Here is a 17,290-nt window from a genome sequence, read left to right on the forward strand (position 1 = left end):
GGAGCAAGGGAACAAACGCAGTTTTCGCCGCTAGGCGGAAACGGAGTGGAGTGGACTTTGCGACGACGAGCCGCCATGGGCAAAGTAGGTCGCCGCCCGCAGGCGGCGAGACCGCCCTGCGTATAACGAACGCAATCCGAAATCCGCCCCCTCATCCGGCCCTTCGGGCCACCTTCCCCCCCGGGAGGAGGCTTCTTGAGCAAAGCGGACAAACACAATTTTAAACTCAACATCATCAATCATCCCAAACAGGAAAGAGAGAGGACTTTTAGAATGGTACATACCTTTACCGCCCTGGGCCAGTACCTGGTGGCGGACGTAAACAGCGGCGCGGTCCACGTGCTGGACCCAATGAGCTACGACCTGCTCTCCCGGGTGGAGGGGGAGGAGAAGCTGGGCGAGCACTGCCCCCAGGACATTCTGGAGTCGCTGTCCCAGTATGACCCGGCGGAGCTGGAGGAGACCTGGCAGGAGCTGCGGGCCCTCCAGGACCAGGGCCTGCTGTTCTCCAGCGACGACTATCTGGACCCGGAGGCCGCCATGGAGCTGCCCCGTCAGGCGGTGGTGAAGGCCCTGTGCCTCCACGTGTCCCACGACTGCAACCTGCGCTGCCGGTACTGCTTCGCCGGCACCGGCGACTTCGGCACCGGCCACCGGATGACCATGGACGCCGAGACCGCCAAGAAGGCCATCGACTGGGTGGTGCAGAAGTCGGGCAAGCGCCGGAACATCGAGATCGACTTCTTCGGCGGCGAGCCCCTCATGGCCATGGACACGGTGAAGGAGGCGGTGGCCTATGCCCGCTCCCTGGAGAAAGCACATGACAAGGTGTTCCGCTTTACCATCACCACCAACGGCATGCTGCTCAATGACGAGAACATCGACTACATCAACCGGGAAATGTCCAACGTGGTGCTGTCCCTGGACGGCCGCAAGGAAGTCAACGACCACATGCGCCCCACCGCCGGAGGGAAGGGGAGCTACGACGTGATCGTCCCCAAGTTCCAGAAGCTGGTGGCCGGACGGGGCACCAAGGACTACTACGCCCGGGGCACCTTCACCCGGGAGAACCTGGATTTCGCCGCCGATGTGATGCACCTGGCCGACCTGGGCTTCCGCCACGTGTCGGTGGAGCCCGCCAGCGGCCCTCTGGATGACCCCTTCGCTATCAAGGAGGAGGACCTGGCCAAGGTGGAGGAGGAGTACGAGAAGCTGGCCCGGGAGCTGATGGGCCGGAAGGACGTGAACTTCTTCCACTTCAACGTGGACCTGGCTCAGGGCCCCTGCGTCATCAAGCGGCTGCGGGGCTGCGGCGCCGGGTGCGAGTATGTGGCCGTCACCCCCGACGGGGACATCTTCCCCTGCCACCAGTTCGTGGGGAAGGAGGAGTACCGCATGGGCAACGTGTTCGACGGCTCCTTCAACATGGACATCTCCGGCAAGTTCGCCAACCAGAACATCTACACCCGCCCCGCCTGCCGGGAGTGCTGGGCCCGGTTCTACTGCAGCGGCGGCTGCTCCGCCTCCAACCTGCTGGTCAACGGTGACATAAGTCTTTCCAACGAGGTGGCCTGCGAAATGGAGCGCAAGCGTCTGGAGTGCGCCATCGCCCTGAAGGCCATCGCCGCAGGCATGGGGGAGGTCCCTAATACAGAAGGTAATTATACAAACTGTAATCAGTGCGAGGACTGCCAAAAAGCGGAATAATCGAGATTTTGGGCCCTGATTTTTCAAAAACCACAACATAGCCGGCAAAACCGCGCCGTCGCAAGGTCGGCGCGGTTTCTTTGGTTTCACGAGTAGACATAACGCAATTTACATAAAAAATTGGCAGAATGGAAAAAATTTTAGAAAATGCGGGAAAAGACTTGCGGGAACGCCGCCGGTGCGTTATAGTTTTAACAGAAGCCGCCTGCACAGGACGCGCCGGGACTGGAGAAAGGCTGCAAACAGCCCTGCCGGGAACGCCGCGGACTTCGCTTCTATTTTTCGGAGCGGGCTCATAGGCTGAACATGAGGTGACAGCCATGAACCGACGCGACGGTGTACATCTGGGGCCCGCTCTGCGCCAGCTGGGCCCCCTGACCGCCCTGGGATGTTCCTTTGTTCTGGGCGGAGTGCTGGGCAGCCTGATGGTCAGTCTGATCGCCGGTCAGGCCGCCCAGGAGCTGGAGTCCTTTCTGCGGGACTATCTCTCCGCCGCTCAGGCAGGGGAGATCCAGGCCCGGTTCTGGCCCATGCTGTGGGAGCAGGGGCGCTTTTTGATCGGGCTGTGCATCCTGGGGGTCACCGCGCTGGGGGTGGCCGGGATTCCGGTCCTTTTTTTGGCGCGCGGATTTCTATTCTCCTTTTCCGTGGCCGCCTTCTGCCGGATCTTCGGTCCGGTGGGATTGGCGAGCGCGTTTTTCTTGTTTGGTCTGCCGGCCCTTCTGTGGGCTCCGGTGCTGTTTCTGGCGGGATGCCAGTGCCTGGAGGGGGCGTACGCCCTGCTGTGCCGGGTGCTGGGGGACGGCCGGGTGCCGCTGCCTCAGGGCTCCGCCTACTGGGGGAAGCTGGCGCTGTATGGGCTGGGCCTTGTTGTGTGTGTGACGTTGGAGTGTATGGCGGCCCCGGTGCTGCTGAAGGCCGCCGCCCAGTTTGTGTTGTAAATGCCTCCGTTTGGGAGAAGGAGTTGTCTGCGTGTCGGAGCTATTGGACCTGTATGAGGAGTATTTGAAAACTGAAAAGAGGGCGTCGGCCAATACGGTCAGCTCCTACCTGCGGGACATGCGCCAGTTTGAGGCGGCCATGTCCAGCCAGGACACGGAGCTGGAGGAGGTGCTGACCCAGGATGTGGAGCGCTACGCCGCCTCCCTCACCCGGAAGGGGAAGTCGGCGGCCACGGTGACCCGTTCCATCGCCTCCATCAAATCCTTTTACAGCTGCCTCATCGCCCTGGGGATCGTGGACCACAACCCGGCCAAGGGGGTGGTGGCCGCCAAGGTGGAGCGCAAGCTGCCCCAGATTCTCACCGGAAAAGAGGTGGAGCTGTTTCTGGAGCAGCCAGACAGCAACGATCTGAAGGGCTGCCGGGACCGGGCCATGCTGGAGCTGCTGTACGCCACCGGCATCCGGGTCAGCGAGCTCATTGCCCTGGATGTGGACGACCTGAACCTGCCCGCCGGAGTGCTCCGGTGTGTCAGCAAGGGAAAGGAGCGGATCATCCCCCTGTACTCCACCGCCGTACGGGCCCTGAACGAGTACCTGCATCAGGTGCGCCCCCAGCTGGTGGAGTCCCCGGAGGAGACCGCCCTGTTTGTGAACATGAACGGGGAGCGCATGAGCCGCCAGGGTTTTTGGAAGCTCATCAAGTTCTACCAGGAGAAGGCGGGGATCGAGAAGGACATTACCCCCCACACCCTGCGCCACTCCTTCGCCGCCCACCTGCTGGAGAACGGGGCGGACCTGCGCTCCATCCAGGCCATGCTGGGCCACGCGGATATCTCCTCCACCCAGATCTACTCCCGGCTTCTCAATCAGAAGATCAAGGACGTGTACCGCAAGAGCCACCCCCGGGCTTGAGGGGATTTGTACTTATATTTTGAATGACGCCGCCCTCGGACCAGCGTGTTGGTCCGGGGGCGGTTTTGTTTTCAGAAAGGAATTTCGCCGCCCCGGCGGGAGCCCCAAGGGGCTCCCCTACCCATGTCTGGAAAGCCTTCTTGAGATTTGCAGGGGAGGGGCTGAAGGTGAATCGGCCGAAGGCTGAGAGAAGCCACCCTGGGGTGTGACCCTCCCGACGTGCTAAGCCGCGGCGGGCCGGCCAGTGTCCGGCCCCTACGAAAAAGAAGGGAAGGCTTCTGTGACCGCCGTAGGGGCGGGTGTCCTCACCCGCCCGCCCTGATATGTTCCGTTTTACCAGTGGGGGTGGCCCCATGTGGCCGCCCCCACAGAGAAAGAGCGGCAAAATCCCCAAAAATTATATAAAAAGGACCCCGCCGCCCGCAGGCGGCGAGGTCCCAAAGGGTTATTGCTCCAAAGGGGACTGCGTCCACTTCCACTCCCGCACCTCGGGCAGGTCCTGCCCGTAGGTGGTGATGTACTGCTTGTGTTCCACCAGCTTGTCCCGCATCTCCTGGAGCACGTAGGCGGCGGTATTGCCCAGCTGGGGCAGCCGCTTCACCGTGTCGATGACCAGGCTGAAGCGGTCGATGTTGTTCTGCACCCGCATGTCGAAGGGGGTGGTCATGGTGCCCTCCTCCTTATAGCCCCGCACGTGCAGGTTTTTGTTGTGCCGGCGGTAGGTGAGCTCATGGACCAGGGTGGGGTAGCCGTGAAAGGCGAAGATGATGGGCTTGTCCTGGGTGAACAGGGCGTCGTAGTCCTCGTCGGTGAGGCCGTGGGGGTGCTCCGTATGGGGCTGGAGCTTCATCAGGTCCACCACGTTCACCACCCGGATCTTCAGATCGGGCAGGTATTTGCGCAGAATGGTGACGGCGGCCAGGGTCTCCAGGGTGGGGGTGTCCCCGCAGCAGGCCATGACCACGTCGGGCTCCACCCCCTGGTCGTTGGAGGCCCACTGCCAGATGCCGATGCCCTGGGTGCAGTGCTTCACCGCCTGGTCCATGGTGAGCCACTGGGGCCGGGGGTGCTTGGAGGCCACGATGACGTTGATGTAGTTGCGGCTCTTCACGCAGTGGTCGAAGCAGGAGAGCAGGCAGTTGGCGTCCGGGGGCAGGTAGAGGCGCACCACGTCCGCCTTCTTGTTGGCCACGTGGTCCAGGAAGCCCGGGTCCTGGTTGTTGAACCCGTTGTGGTCCTGCTGCCACACGTTGGAGGAGAGCACATAGTTGAGGGAGGCGATTTTCTGACGCCAGGGGAGCTGGTTGCACACCTTCAGCCACTTGGCGTGCTGGGACACCATGGAGTCCACGATGCGGATGAATGCCTCATAGCTGTTGAAGAAGCCGTGGCGGCCGGTGAGCAGATAGCCCTCCAGCCAGCCCTGGCACAGGTGCTCGGAGAGCATGGCGTCCATCACCCGCCCGTCGGGGGAGAGGTCCTGGTCGGTGCGGGGGTCGGCGGGGTCCATCCACCGGCGGCCGCTGGCCTGGAAGGCGGCGGACAGGCCGTTGGAGGCGGTCTCGTCGGGGCCGAACACCCGGAAATTCCGGGCCTCCTGGTTCAGGCGCAGCAGGTCCCGCACATAATTTCCCAGCACGGCGGCGTCCTCCTCGTCCACCGCGCCGGGGCGGGGGACGGACACCGCGTACTCCCGGAAGTCGGGGGTGCGCAGGTCCCGCAGGAGCAGCCCGCCGTTGGCGTGGGGATTTGCGCCCATGCGCCGGTCCCCCTGGGGGGCGAGGGCCTGGAGCTGGGGGATGAGGGCGCCGTTCTCGTCAAAGAGCTCCTCGGGATGGTAGCTCCTCAGCCACCGCTCCAGCTCCTGGACGCGGCCGGGCTTGCCGTCGTGGACGGGAATGGGGATCTGGTGGGAGCGCCAGCTGCCCTCCACCGGCTGCCCGTCCACCTCCTTGGGGCCGGTCCAGCCCTTGGGGGAGCGGAAGACGATCATGGGCCACCGGGGCCGGGCGGCGTCGCCGGTGGTACGGGCGTACTCCTGCACCCGCTGGATCTCCCGTACCGCCCAGTCCAGGGCGGCGGCCATCTTCTGGTGCATCTGCTCCGGCTCGTCCCCCTCCACAAAGCGGGGCTCCCAGCCGCAGCCCTTGAAGAACATCTCGGCCTCCTCCCGGGAGATGCGGGAGAAGATGGTGGGGTTGCCGATCTTGAAGCCGTTCAGGTGGAGGATGGGCAGCACCGCCCCGTCGGTGATGGGGTTCAAAAACTTGTTGGAGTGCCAGGCGGCGGCCAGGGGGCCGGTCTCCGCCTCCCCGTCACCCACCACGCAGGCGGCAATCAGGTCCGGGTTGTCCATCACCGCCCCGAAGGCGTGGGCCAGGGAGTAGCCCAGCTCGCCCCCCTCGTTGATGGAGCCGGGGGTCTCTGGGGCGGTGTGGCTGGGGATGCCCCCGGGGAAGGCGAACTGGCGGAACAGCCGCTTCATGCCCGCCGCGTCCCGGCTGATGTTGGGGTAGACCTCGCTGTAAGAGCCGTCCAGGTAGTCCTGGGCCACGATGGCGTTGCCCCCGTGGCCGGGGCCGGACAGATAGATCATGTCCAGGTCATATTTGACGATGGCCCGGTTCAGGTGGGTGTAGATGAAGTTCTGGCCGGGACAGGTGCCCCAGTAGCCCACGATGGTGCGTTTCAGGTGCTCCTCTTTCAGGGGTTCCCGGAGCAGGGGGTTGTCCAGCAGGTACAGCTGGCAGGCGGACAGGTAGTTGGCCGCCCGCCACCAGGCGTCGATGGCCCGGACCTGCTCCTTGGTGAGGGGGTCCTTTTTGGACATCCGGGCCGGGGCCTTCTGGGCGGGCCGGACCGGGTCGGCAGCTTTGGGCATAGGTAGGTGCCTCCTTGCAGTAGTCGTTTGCCATTAAGTATACCGTAAAATCGAAAAATGTCAATTCAAGTCCGGCCCTGTCCGAAAAAACAGCGAGACAGAAGATGCTACAAGCCGGATAAAGGACGCAGAGATGGAAAAAAGCGCCGGGGTGACCGGGGAGAAGCGGGGAGAAAAGCCGGTTAAGCGCCCGCCAAGGGCCAGGCATATCGGAGGGCTTATCCCCATATAGTATACGGAAATGACCGGCCCACAGGCCGAAGGAGGAATTCAAGTGGAAGACCGCAAAATCTACGAGGATATCGCGCTTCGGACCGAGGGCGACATCTACATCGGCGTGGTGGGGCCGGTGCGCACCGGGAAGTCCACCTTCATCAAGCGGTTCATGGAGACCATGGTCATCCCCAACATTGAAAACGTGTACCGCCGGGAGCGGGCCCGGGACGAGCTGCCCCAGAGCGGCTCCGGCCGGACCATCATGACGGCGGAGCCCAAGTTCGTCCCCGAGGAGGCGGTCACCGTCTCCATGGAGGGGGGCGGGGCCTTCCAGGTGCGGCTCATCGACTGCGTGGGGTACATGGTCACCGGGGCGGTGGGCCAGCTGGAGGGGGAGGAGGAGCGGATGGTGACCACCCCCTGGTTCGACCACGAGATCCCCATGTCCGAGGCGGCGGAGATCGGCACCCGGAAGGTGGTCTCGGAGCACTCCACCATCGCCATTGTGGTGACCACCGACGGCTCGATTGCCGACATCCCCCGGGAAAACTACCTGGAGGCGGAGGAGCGGGTGATCTCCGAACTGAAAGAGCTGGGCAAGCCCTTCCTGGTGGTGCTCAACTCAGCCTACCCCAATTCCGACCGGGCCCGGGCCATCCGCTCCGACATCGCCCAGCGGCACCAGGTGACCTGCGTGGCCTGCAACTGCCTGGAGCTGGGGGAGGCGGACATCCACGACCTGCTCAAGCAGGTGCTCTACGAGTTCCCCCTGAAGGAGCTGGACCTGTTCCTGCCCCCCTGGGTGGACGCCCTGCCCCAGGAGCACCCCATCAAGGCCGCCCTGTACGAGGCCATCCGGGAGGGGGCGGACCGGCTGCGCCGCATCCGGGACGTGGACGGGGCGGTGGGCTCCATGCGGGAGTGCGAGCAGGTGAGCGAGGCAAGGGTCACCGCCATCGACCTGGGCACCGGCCTGGCCTCCGCCGTGCTGGAGCTGCCCCGGTCCCTGTTCTACGAGACCCTGTCCCAGCAGTCGGGCTTCCAGATCGGAGACGACGGGGACCTGATGGCCCTGCTCACCCAGCTTGCCCAGGTGAAGGCCAAGTACGACAAGGTGGCCGACGCCCTGAAGGAGGTGGAGGAGACCGGCTACGGCATCGTGGTGCCCTCCATCGACTCCCTGGTGCTGGAGGAACCGGAGATCGTCAAGCAGGGGGGGCGGTACGGGGTCCGCCTGAAGGCCAGCGCCCCATCCATCCACATGATTAGAGCCGACATCGAGACCGAGGTGTCTCCCATCGTGGGCAGCGAGAAGCAGAGCGAGGAGATGATCCACTACCTGCTCCAGGAGTTCGAGGGGGACACGGCGAAAATCTGGCAGTCCAACATCTTCGGCAAGTCCTTCCACGAGTTGGTGGGGGAGGACCTGAACGCCAAGGTGAAGCGCATGCCCGAGGACGCCCGGGAGAAGCTGCGGGAGACCCTCCAGCGGATCATCAACGAGGGCTCCGGGGGGCTCATCTGCATCATTTTATAGGGCGCGATTGGATCGGCAAAACACGACGAGCGCTGGGATAGAACTCTTGTTCTATCCCAGCACCAGGCTGTCAAAAAAGTCCAAGGACTTTTCTGACAGCCTGTAAAAATGCCGTTACTTTTGCGCCGCTGTGCGGCGCAAAAGTCCTCGCTTCGCTTACCGGAATCCTTGCACAGCAAGGCTTCCGGGGCATTTGATTCCATTCGAGGCGGGCGGCTGCCCCCTCGAGCTCCCCCGCCCCAACTTGAGCGGATTCATCTCAACAAAGGTTTTTTGACAAGCTGACGCTGGGATAGAACCTTTGTTCTATTCCAGCACAATTTATGAGACTAATTTTATGCCCGCATGTCCCTCTGTATGGAACGATTGTTCTGCACGGGCGTCTCTCCCCAAAATGCTCAGGTCCGGCACAGGGCCCGCAATTCCTCCGGCCGCAGCAGGCGCACCTCCCGGTAGCCCAGCTCTATCCAGCCCCGGCGGGCGAAGTCGTTGAGGGTGCGGCTCACAGTCACCCGGCTGGCGGAGATGGAGGCGGCCATCTCGTCCTGGGTGCTGTGGACGGTGGAGAGCCGGTCGGCCCCGGAGAGCAGGAACCGGGCCAGCCGCCAGGGCGCCGGCCGGAAGGCCATGTCGTCCAGCTGCTCGGACAGCAGGCGCACCGTCCGGGCCAGGTACTGGAGCATGGACATGGCCAGCTCCGGGTCCCGGGCCACCGCCTGGGTGACCACCCCCCGGTCCATGGGCACCAGCTCGCAGGGGGTGAGGGCCACCGCCGAGGACACCCGGGGCAGCTGGTCGAAGAAGGAGGCCTCCCCAAAGAGGCTCCCCGCCTGGTACACGTTGAGCACCCGCTCCGCCCCGCCGTCGGACTGGATGAAGCTCTTCACCCGGCCCTTCTTTAAATAGTAGAAGCAGGTGGCCTCGGTGTTCTGCAAGTAAATGAGGTGGCCCGGGGAGCACCGCACCTCGGGCAGGGTCTCGGCAAAAGCCTTCCAGGGGCCAAGTTCAAAGTTCTCCAAAGTTCATCCGTTCCTTTCGCAGGGGCGGCCGCAGGCCGCCCCTACATCATTGTTTTAATTGTATCACATGTAACATTCTTTTTCCACCGGTCCTGCTAAACTGTACCCAAGAAAAATGAGGAGGGATCATTCGCTATGGGAATGACAATGACCCAAAAGATTCTGGCCAAGCACGCCGGTCTGGACCACGTAGAGGTGGGCCAGCTCATCGAGGCCAAGGTGGACATGGTGCTGGGCAACGACATCACCACCCCGGTGGCCATCACCGAGTTTGAGAAGGCGGGCTTCACCCAGGTGTTTGACAAGGACAAGATCTCCATTGTCCTGGACCACTACACCCCCTGCAAGGACATCAAATCCGCCGAGCTGTGCCTGCAGGCCCGGAACTTCGCCCACAAGCACGAGATCACCAACTTCTTCGACGTGGGCCAGATGGGGGTGGAGCACGCCCTGCTGCCGGAGAAGGGCCTGTGCGCCCCCGGTGAGATCATCGTGGGGGCCGACTCCCACACCTGTACCTACGGGGCGGTTGGGGCCTTCTCCACCGGCATCGGCTCCACCGACATGGCCGCCGCCATGGCCACTGGCCTTCTGTGGTTCAAGGTGCCCGCCGCCATCAAGGTGACCCTCAAAGGCAAGCTCCAGCCCATGGTGTCCGGCAAGGACGTGATCCTCCACCTGATCGGGGAGATCGGGGTGGACGGCGCCCTGTACCAGTCCCTGGAGTTCACCGGGGAGGGGGTGGCCTCTCTGTCCATGGACGACCGGTTCACCATCTCCAACATGGCCATCGAGGCCGGCGGCAAGAACGGCATCTTCCCCGTGGACGAGAAGACCATGGAGTACATCAGCGGGCGGGTGAACCGTCCCTGCGAGGCCTTCGAGGCCGACCCCGACGCGGTGTACGCCCGTGAGGTGGTCATCGACCTGGACAAGCTGGAGCCCACCGTGGCCATGCCCCACCTGCCCGAGAACACCAAGGTGGTGTCTGAGGTGGCCGGCCTGCCCATCAACCAGGTGGTCATCGGCTCCTGTACCAACGGCCGCATCAGCGATTTACGCGCCGCCGCTCAGGTGCTCAAGGGCAAGAAGGTGGCCGGCGGCGTGCGGTGCATCGTCATCCCCGCCACCCAGGAGATCGTCCTCCAGGCCATGCAGGAGGGTCTCATCCAGACCTTCATTGAGGCGGGCTGCGCCGTCTCCACCCCCACCTGCGGGCCCTGCCTGGGCGGACACATGGGCGTCATGGCCGAGGGGGAGCGCACCGTCTCCACCACCAACCGCAACTTCGTCGGGCGCATGGGACATGTGTCCTCCGAAGTGATCCTGGCCTCTCCCGCTGTGGCCGCCGCCTCCGCCGTGGCCGGATGCGTAGCCGACCCGAGAGTCTAAAAGGCTGCGCCTTTTAGACTCAGATAGGAGATAGAAGATAGGAGATAGGAGATATTTAAAACGGAAGACCGGAGCGGGAGGGAAACTCCTATCTCCTATCTCCTCACTCCTATCTCAAAATCAGAAGGGATTGTGATTTTAAAATGAAAGTATATAAGTACGGCGCCAACGTGGACACTGACGTGATCATCCCCGCCCGGCACCTGAACGACCCGTCCCCGGCGGCCCTGGCCTCCCACTGCATGGAGGACATCGACCCCGACTTCGCCGCCACGGTGGAGGCGGGGGACATCGTGGTGGCCGGCCCCAACTTCGGCTGCGGCTCCAGCCGGGAGCACGCCCCCCTGGCCCTGAAGTCCTGCGGGGTGAAATGCGTCATCGCCCCCTCCTTCGCCCGCATCTTCTACCGCAACGCCATCAACATCGGCTTCCCCATCGTGGAGTGCGCCCAGGCCGCCCAGGAGATCCAGGCCGGCGACCAGGTGGACGTGGACTTCTCTACCGGCGTGATCACCGATACCACCCAGGGCAAGACCTGGCAGGCCGCGCCCTTCCCCGAGTTCATCGACGGCATCATCAAGAGCGGCGGCCTGCTCAACTCCCTGAAGGCCCGGGGGGTGGCGAAATGAACTACAAAATTGCCTTGATCCGCGGCGACGGCATCGGCCCCGAGGTCGTGGGGGAGGCCGTCAAGGTCATGGAGGCGGTGGGCGAGAAGTTCGGCCACGCCTTCACCTTTGAGGATGTTTTGATGGGCGGCTGCGCCATCGACGCGGTAGGGAAGTCCTACCCAGACGGCACCGCTGAGAAGTGCAAGGCCTGCGACGCGGTGCTGCTGGGCGCGGTGGGCGGCCCCAAGTGGGGCCACTCCTCCGACCCGGAGAAGCGCCCCGAGACCGCCCTGCTGTCCATCCGCAAGGACCTGGGGCTGTACGCCAACCTGCGCCCCGCCGCTCTGCGGCCCGCCCTGGCCGACGCCTGCCCCCTGAAGCAGGAGACGGCGGAGAAGGGCATCGACCTGATGATGGTCCGGGAACTCACCGGCGGCATCTACTTCGGCAAGCGGGAGCGCTATCAGACCGAGGACAGTGGGGAGGAGGCCGCCGACCGGATGGCCTACTCCGAGAAAGAGATCGAGCGCATCGGCCGCCGGGCTTTTGAGCTGGCCCGTCTGCGCCGGCACAAGGTGTCCAGCGTGGACAAGGCCAACGTGCTGGAGACCTCCCGCCTGTGGCGGTCCGTCATGCACCGCCTGGCGGAGGAGTACAGCGATGTGCAGTACGAGGACGTGCTGGTGGACAACGCCGCCATGCAGCTGGTGAAGGACCCCAGCCAGTTCGACGTGGTGGTCACCGAGAACATGTTCGGGGACATCCTCTCCGACGAGGCCTCTATGATCACCGGCTCCATCGGCCTGCTGCCCTCCGCCTCCATCGGGGACACGGCCCCCGGCCTCTATGAGCCCATCCACGGCTCCGCCCCCGACATCGCCGGCCAGGACAAGGCCAACCCCATCGCCACGATTTTGTCTGTGGCCATGATGTTCCGCTACTCCTTCCACCTCTCCGCCGAGGCCGACGCGGTGGAGAGGGCGGTAGACGCCGTCCTGGCCCAGGGCTGGCGCACCCCCGACATCGCCGAGCCCGGCGTCACCCCCATCGGCACCCAGGAGATGGGACGGCGCATCCGGGAAGCGCTGTAAGCATTTATAACTTTACAGGTATTCTGATTGCTGAAAGGGGCGGCCGCTTGGCCGCCCCTTTTTCGTGGAATTTCTGTTAAGCCTTCTCTCTAGAGGGAGGGGAGCCCGAAGGGCTGGACCTCTCCAAAGCCTTCCCCTTGGGGGCCGACTCCCCTTGTCAAGGGGAGATGTCGCGAAGCGACAGAGGGGATAGGGAAAGGTGGCTGGCCGTTAGGCCAGACGGATGAGGGAGGTAGATTTTGGATTGGGTTTGTTGTATGCGGAGAGATTTCGCCGCTCCGGCGGCGAGTGACTTTCTGGACGGCCAGAAAGTCACCAAAGAACCGCCAGGGGGCCGGCTCAGGATGGACACTGCGTGTCCATATTCGCCGTCCCCCTAGAACCCCCATAACGGGGGACGCGTACCTGTCGCGGAAAGCAGAATTCCCGGCGCGCAAAATCTGAGTGGCTTTTCATGATTACATCCGGGCCACCAGGCCCTGGCTTTCCAAAAATTGAAGCTGATGCGATTCCACAGCCGCGCCTGGCTTTGCCGAGCAGGCGACAGCTGGTCCGTGATCGGCGGGCCGGTCTGGGACCGGCCCCTACAAAAGAAGGGACAGTTTCTGTATATGCCGTAGGGGCGGGTGTCCTCACCCGCCCGCAAGCCTTTCCCCTTCAAGGGGGAAGGCTTTGGAGAGATGGCGGCGAAATTCCCCTCAAACTTGAGATAACCTCCGCAGCCCCCATCCCTCCATTTTGCATTTTGCATGGAACCCATGATTCATTTTTGATGAAATTTAGCAAATCAAGGGTTGCAATTTGAATGGCCGGAGGATATACTATAACACAGTGTGAATCCGCAGGACAGGCCGGAACAGGACGTGAGCGGCCCGGTCCCGGAATGGCGGAATAAAGCAGGAAATCCTGCATAATTTCGCAAGGCAAGACCTATGATAGAATAGAATCCTGCAATTATGTTTAACGGAGGTAGAAGAGTATGAAAGAGTTGTCTAAGATCGCATTGGCCATTCAGCCCTCCACCACCCTGGCCATCGATTCCATGTTCAAGCAGATGAAGGCGGAGGGGCAGGACGTGGTGGGCTTCGGCGCCGGCGAGCCCGATTTCCCCACCCCGGATTACATCAAGGAGGCCGGCATTGAGGCGATCCGCAACAACGACACCAAGTACACTCCCTCCGTGGGCACCGTGGAGGTGCGCAAGGCGGTGTGCCAGCGCCTGAAGGAGGACTGCGGCATCGAGTACCAGCCCGCCGAGATCGCCGTGTCCAACGGCGCCAAGACCTGTGTGTACGCCTCTCTGCGGGCCCTGGTCAACCCCGGGGACGAGGTCATCCTGCCCGCGCCCTACTGGGTGAGCTACATCGAACTCATCCAGATGGTGGGCGGCGTGCCCGTGGTGGTGAACGCCTCCGAGGCCGAGCACTTCAAGATCACCCCCGAGAAGCTCTCCGCCGCCATCACCCCCAAAACCAAGTGCATGATCCTGAACAACCCCTCCAACCCCACCGGCATGATGTATGACCGCCAGGAGCTGGAGGCTATCGCCAAGGTGTGCGTGGAGAAGGACATCTATGTGATCTCCGACGAGATCTACTACCGCCTGGCCTACGACGGACGGGAGTTCACCAGCCTGGCCGCCATCAGCCCCGAGATCAAGGAGCGCACCCTGATCGTCAACGGCGTGTCCAAGTCCTACGCCATGACCGGCTGGCGGATCGGCTATGTGGCCGCCCCCGCCCCCATCGCCAAGGTCATCGGCAACTACCTGGGCCACTGCACCGGCAACCCCTGCACCATCTCCCAGAAAGCTTCCGCCGTGGCCCTGTCCGCCTCTCAGGAGTCCGTGGACCAGATGAAGGCCGCCTTTGAGGAGCGCCGCAACTACATGGTGGAGCGCATGAACCAGATCGAGGGGGTCAGCTGCATCAAGCCCGAGGGCGCGTTCTATGTGATGATGAACATCTCCAAGCTGGTGGGCAAGGAGCTCTTCGGCCACGTGATCAAGGACGCCGACGACTTCGGCAATCTGTTCCTGAAGTACGGCAAGGTGGCCGTGGTGCCCGGCACCGGCTTCGGGGCCCCCGACTTTGTCCGCTGGTCCTACGCCACCTCCATGGAGAACATCAAGGAGGGCCTGGACCGCCTGGAGAAGTTCCTGAAGGGCGAGGCTGTGTAAGGTTTTTCTCCCTGTCACAAAAAGCGCCGCACACGCGGCGCTTTTTTCTGTCCTCCGGCGCGCCGGGGAGAGGGGAGGGGCCCCTCCGGCATGGGGGCCGCCCGGCCCGGACGGCCTCCCAGGGGAGGAAAAACGCGCCAAATGCAATTTACCTCGAAAAAAGGGGTTGTCATACGCCCTGGAAACAGGTAAAATAATCTTTACCATTTGTACAACGAGAGATGAGGGAGCAACATGAATCGGACGCTGGAACACATCCTGCCCAAGGTCCAAAAGCCCGCCCGGTACACAGGCGGAGAATATAACGCGGTGGTCAAGGACCGGAGGGCGGTGGACGTCCGGTACGCCCTGTGTTTCCCGGATACCTATGAGATCGGCATGTCCAACCTGGGCTGCCGGATCTTGTACGGCCTGATGAACCAGCAGGAGGGCGTGTGGTGCGAGCGGTGCTACGCCCCCTGGGGGGACATGGAGGAGGAGATGCGCCGGGAGGGCCTGCTCCTCTACGGCCTGGAGAGCGGGGACCCCATCTCCGACTTTGACATCATCGGGTTTTCGTTGGGGTACGAGATGGCCTACTCCAACGTGCTGAACATGCTGGACCTGGCCGGACTGCCCCTGCGGTCGGAGGACCGGCCCGAGCTCACCCCGCTCATCGTGGCGGGGGGGACCTGCGCCTATAACCCGGAGCCCCTGGCCCCCTTCATCGACCTGTTCGTCCTGGGTGAGGGGGAGGACGTGACCCTGGAGTACATCCAGCTCTACCGCCAGGCCAAGGAGGAGTGCTGGTCCAAGGAGGAGTTCCTCCAGGAGGCCGCCAAGATCGAGGGCATCTACGTCCCCTCTTTCTATGAGCCCATCTACCACGAGGACGGCACCCTGGCCGAGATGCGAATCAAGGCGGGCTCCGGCGCGCCGGAGACGGTGCGCAAGCGCATCGTGGAGGACATGAACAAGTCCTACTTCCCGGTCAAAACCATCATCCCCTCCACCGAGATCGTCCACGACCGGGTGATGCTGGAGCTGTTCCGGGGGTGCATCCGGGGCTGCCGGTTCTGTCAGGCGGGGTACACCTACCGTCCCGTGCGCAACCGGGACCCCAAGCTGCTGGCGGAGTACGGCAAGGCCGCCTGTGAGGACTCGGGCTATCAGGAGATGACTCTGTCCTCTCTGTCCTCCACCGACTACCCCTGTCTGCTGGAGCTGTGCGACGACCTGCTGGACTACTGCGCCCCCCGGGACATCGGGCTGTCTCTGCCCTCCCTGCGGGCGGACACCTTCTCCATGAACCTGATGGAGCGTCTCCAGCGGGTGCGCAAGGGCGGCCTCACCTTCGCCCCCGAGGCGGGCACCCAGCGGCTGCGGGACGCCATCAACAAGAACCTGCGGGAGGAGGACCTCCTCCAGTCGGTGCGCACCTGCTTCTCCGGCGGGTGGAACGGCGTGAAGCTCTACTTCATGCTGGGTCTGCCCACCGAGACCGACGAGGACGTGCTGGGCATCGCCGATCTGGCACGAAAGGTATATTTTGCCTGGAAGGAGTGCTCCCCCAACAAGGCCCGGGGGGTGCGGATCACCGTCTCCACCTCCTGGTTCGTTCCCAAGCCCCACACCGCCTTCCAGTGGGAGGCCCAGATCACCCGGGAGGAGTACCAGCGCCGGGTGGACCTGCTGCGGGACGCCCTGAAGCGGGACAAGTCCATCACCTACAACTGGCACGACCCGGAGACCAGCTATCTGGAGGCCGTCTTCTCCCGTGGGGACCGGCGGCTGGCCGACGTGCTGGAGTACGCCTGGCTCCACGGGGCCAAGATGGACTCCTGGAGCGAGTATTTTGATTTCCAGCGGTGGATGGACGCCCTGAAGGCCTGCGGGGTGGACGGGGACTTCTACGCCCACCGGGAGCGGCCTCGGGACGAGGTGTTCCCCTGGTGCCGCATCGACCCCATGGTCACCCCCGCCTTCCTGTGGCGGGAGCGGGAGCAGTGCTATTCCTCCCAGACCACCCCGGACTGCCGCACCCGTTGCTCCGGCTGCGGGGCCAATCGACTGTTGAAGGGAGGGGTGTGCAATGGCTGACCGCCTGCTGTTTTCCAAAACCGGACGGGCCAAGTACATCTCCCATCTGGATCTGATGCGCACCTTCCAGCGGGCCTTTGCCCGGGCGGGCATCCCCATCAAGCACACCGAGGGGTTCCACCCTCACCCCTTTGTGTCCATCGCCCTGCCCCTGTCGGTGGGCTACTCCAGCCAGTGCGAGATTTTGGAGTTCGGCCTGCTGGAGGGTACGCCCTATGAGGCGGTGCCCGCCCGGCTCACCGCCGCCATGCCCGAGGGCATCGTGATCCACCAGTGCTACCCCGCCCAGCGCAAGCTCAAGGAGCTCACCTATCTCAACTACATCATGAACTTTGAGTACTCCGAGGGCCGCCCCCAGGAGACCGAGCCCGCCATGCAGGAGCTCCTCCGCCGGGACAGCCTGGTCATCCAGAAGAAGAGCAACAAGTCCAAGAAGGGCTACACCGAGGTGGACCTGATCCCCCTCATCCGCAGCTTCAACCTGGAGTGCCAGAGCGACACCCTCACCCTGGACGCGGTGGTCCAGGCTCAGAACCCGGGCCTCAACCCGGAGCTCATCCGCGCCGCCTTCTGTCAGGCCTATCCCGACCTGGCCCCCGATTTCGTCACCTTCCACCGGCGGGAGGTGCTGGACGGAGAGGGGAAGGCGTTCCGCTGATTTTTCTCGTTTGTCCCTCTGGGCGGTCCGTCGGGCCGCCCTTCTTTTTTGTTTCATTCGGAGGTG

The 17,290-nt window shown here is 63.5% G+C and carries 12 protein-coding genes; 10 read left to right on the forward strand and 2 right to left on the reverse strand.

The window, feature by feature from the left end; translation table 11 throughout:
* Positions 1-273 precede the first annotated feature (273 nt).
* From scfB to xerD, 3 genes are all read left to right on the forward strand, one after another.
* Complete coding sequence (gene scfB / locus B5F19_RS07785; RefSeq protein WP_087289537.1) at positions 274-1,707, forward strand: thioether cross-link-forming SCIFF peptide maturase; 1,434 nt, start codon at positions 274-276, stop codon at positions 1,705-1,707.
* A gap of 320 nt (positions 1,708-2,027) precedes the next feature.
* Positions 2,028-2,648, forward strand: coding sequence for a hypothetical protein (locus B5F19_RS07790; protein ID WP_087289538.1), 621 nt, complete (start codon positions 2,028-2,030; stop codon positions 2,646-2,648).
* A gap of 31 nt (positions 2,649-2,679) precedes the next feature.
* Positions 2,680-3,561 (forward strand): site-specific tyrosine recombinase XerD, encoded by an 882-nt coding sequence (gene xerD / locus B5F19_RS07795; protein WP_087289539.1) that lies wholly within the window; start codon positions 2,680-2,682, stop codon positions 3,559-3,561.
* A gap of 445 nt (positions 3,562-4,006) precedes the next feature.
* Here xerD and B5F19_RS07800 read toward each other — a convergent pair whose 3' ends face one another.
* Positions 4,007-6,391 (reverse strand): phosphoketolase family protein, encoded by a 2,385-nt coding sequence (locus B5F19_RS07800; RefSeq protein ID WP_242972738.1) that lies wholly within the window; start codon positions 6,389-6,391, stop codon positions 4,007-4,009.
* A 325-nt stretch (positions 6,392-6,716) separates the two neighbouring features.
* On the opposite strand from B5F19_RS07800, the gene spoIVA reads away from it, so the two are divergent.
* Complete coding sequence (gene spoIVA / locus B5F19_RS07805) at positions 6,717-8,195, forward strand: stage IV sporulation protein A (RefSeq protein WP_343219423.1); 1,479 nt, start codon at positions 6,717-6,719, stop codon at positions 8,193-8,195.
* A 398-nt stretch (positions 8,196-8,593) separates the two neighbouring features.
* Here the strand turns inward: spoIVA and B5F19_RS07810 are convergent, their stop codons facing one another.
* Positions 8,594-9,214: a Crp/Fnr family transcriptional regulator gene (locus tag B5F19_RS07810; protein ID WP_242972736.1), complete on the reverse strand. Its 621-nt coding sequence runs from the start codon at positions 9,212-9,214 to the stop codon at positions 8,594-8,596.
* A gap of 135 nt (positions 9,215-9,349) precedes the next feature.
* On the opposite strand from B5F19_RS07810, the gene leuC reads away from it, so the two are divergent.
* The 6 genes from leuC (at position 9,350) to B5F19_RS07840 (ending at position 17,224) form a co-directional block, all read left to right on the forward strand.
* A complete protein-coding gene (gene leuC / locus B5F19_RS07815) occupies positions 9,350-10,606 on the forward strand; it encodes a 3-isopropylmalate dehydratase large subunit (protein WP_087289542.1) in 1,257 nt (418 codons plus the stop codon).
* A gap of 143 nt (positions 10,607-10,749) precedes the next feature.
* Positions 10,750-11,235, forward strand: a complete 486-nt coding sequence (locus tag B5F19_RS07820) for a 3-isopropylmalate dehydratase small subunit (protein ID WP_087289543.1) — start codon at positions 10,750-10,752, stop codon at positions 11,233-11,235.
* Positions 11,232-12,308, forward strand: coding sequence for a 3-isopropylmalate dehydrogenase (leuB, locus tag B5F19_RS07825; RefSeq protein WP_087289544.1), 1,077 nt, complete (start codon positions 11,232-11,234; stop codon positions 12,306-12,308). Before B5F19_RS07820 ends, leuB begins: the two co-directional genes overlap by 4 nt.
* A 979-nt stretch (positions 12,309-13,287) precedes the next feature.
* Positions 13,288-14,487, forward strand: a complete 1,200-nt coding sequence (locus B5F19_RS07830) for a pyridoxal phosphate-dependent aminotransferase (protein ID WP_087289545.1) — start codon at positions 13,288-13,290, stop codon at positions 14,485-14,487.
* A 234-nt stretch (positions 14,488-14,721) separates the two neighbouring features.
* Entirely contained in the window at positions 14,722-16,566 is a 1,845-nt protein-coding gene (locus tag B5F19_RS07835) for a TIGR03960 family B12-binding radical SAM protein (RefSeq protein WP_087289546.1), read from the forward strand.
* Positions 16,559-17,224: a TIGR03936 family radical SAM-associated protein gene (locus tag B5F19_RS07840; protein ID WP_087289547.1), complete on the forward strand. Its 666-nt coding sequence runs from the start codon at positions 16,559-16,561 to the stop codon at positions 17,222-17,224. Before B5F19_RS07835 ends, B5F19_RS07840 begins: the two co-directional genes overlap by 8 nt.
* Positions 17,225-17,290 lie beyond the last annotated feature (66 nt).

The sequence above is a fragment of the Pseudoflavonifractor sp. An184 genome, assembly GCF_002160305.1.
Lineage (GTDB): Bacteria > Bacillota > Clostridia > Oscillospirales > Oscillospiraceae > Lawsonibacter > Lawsonibacter pullicola.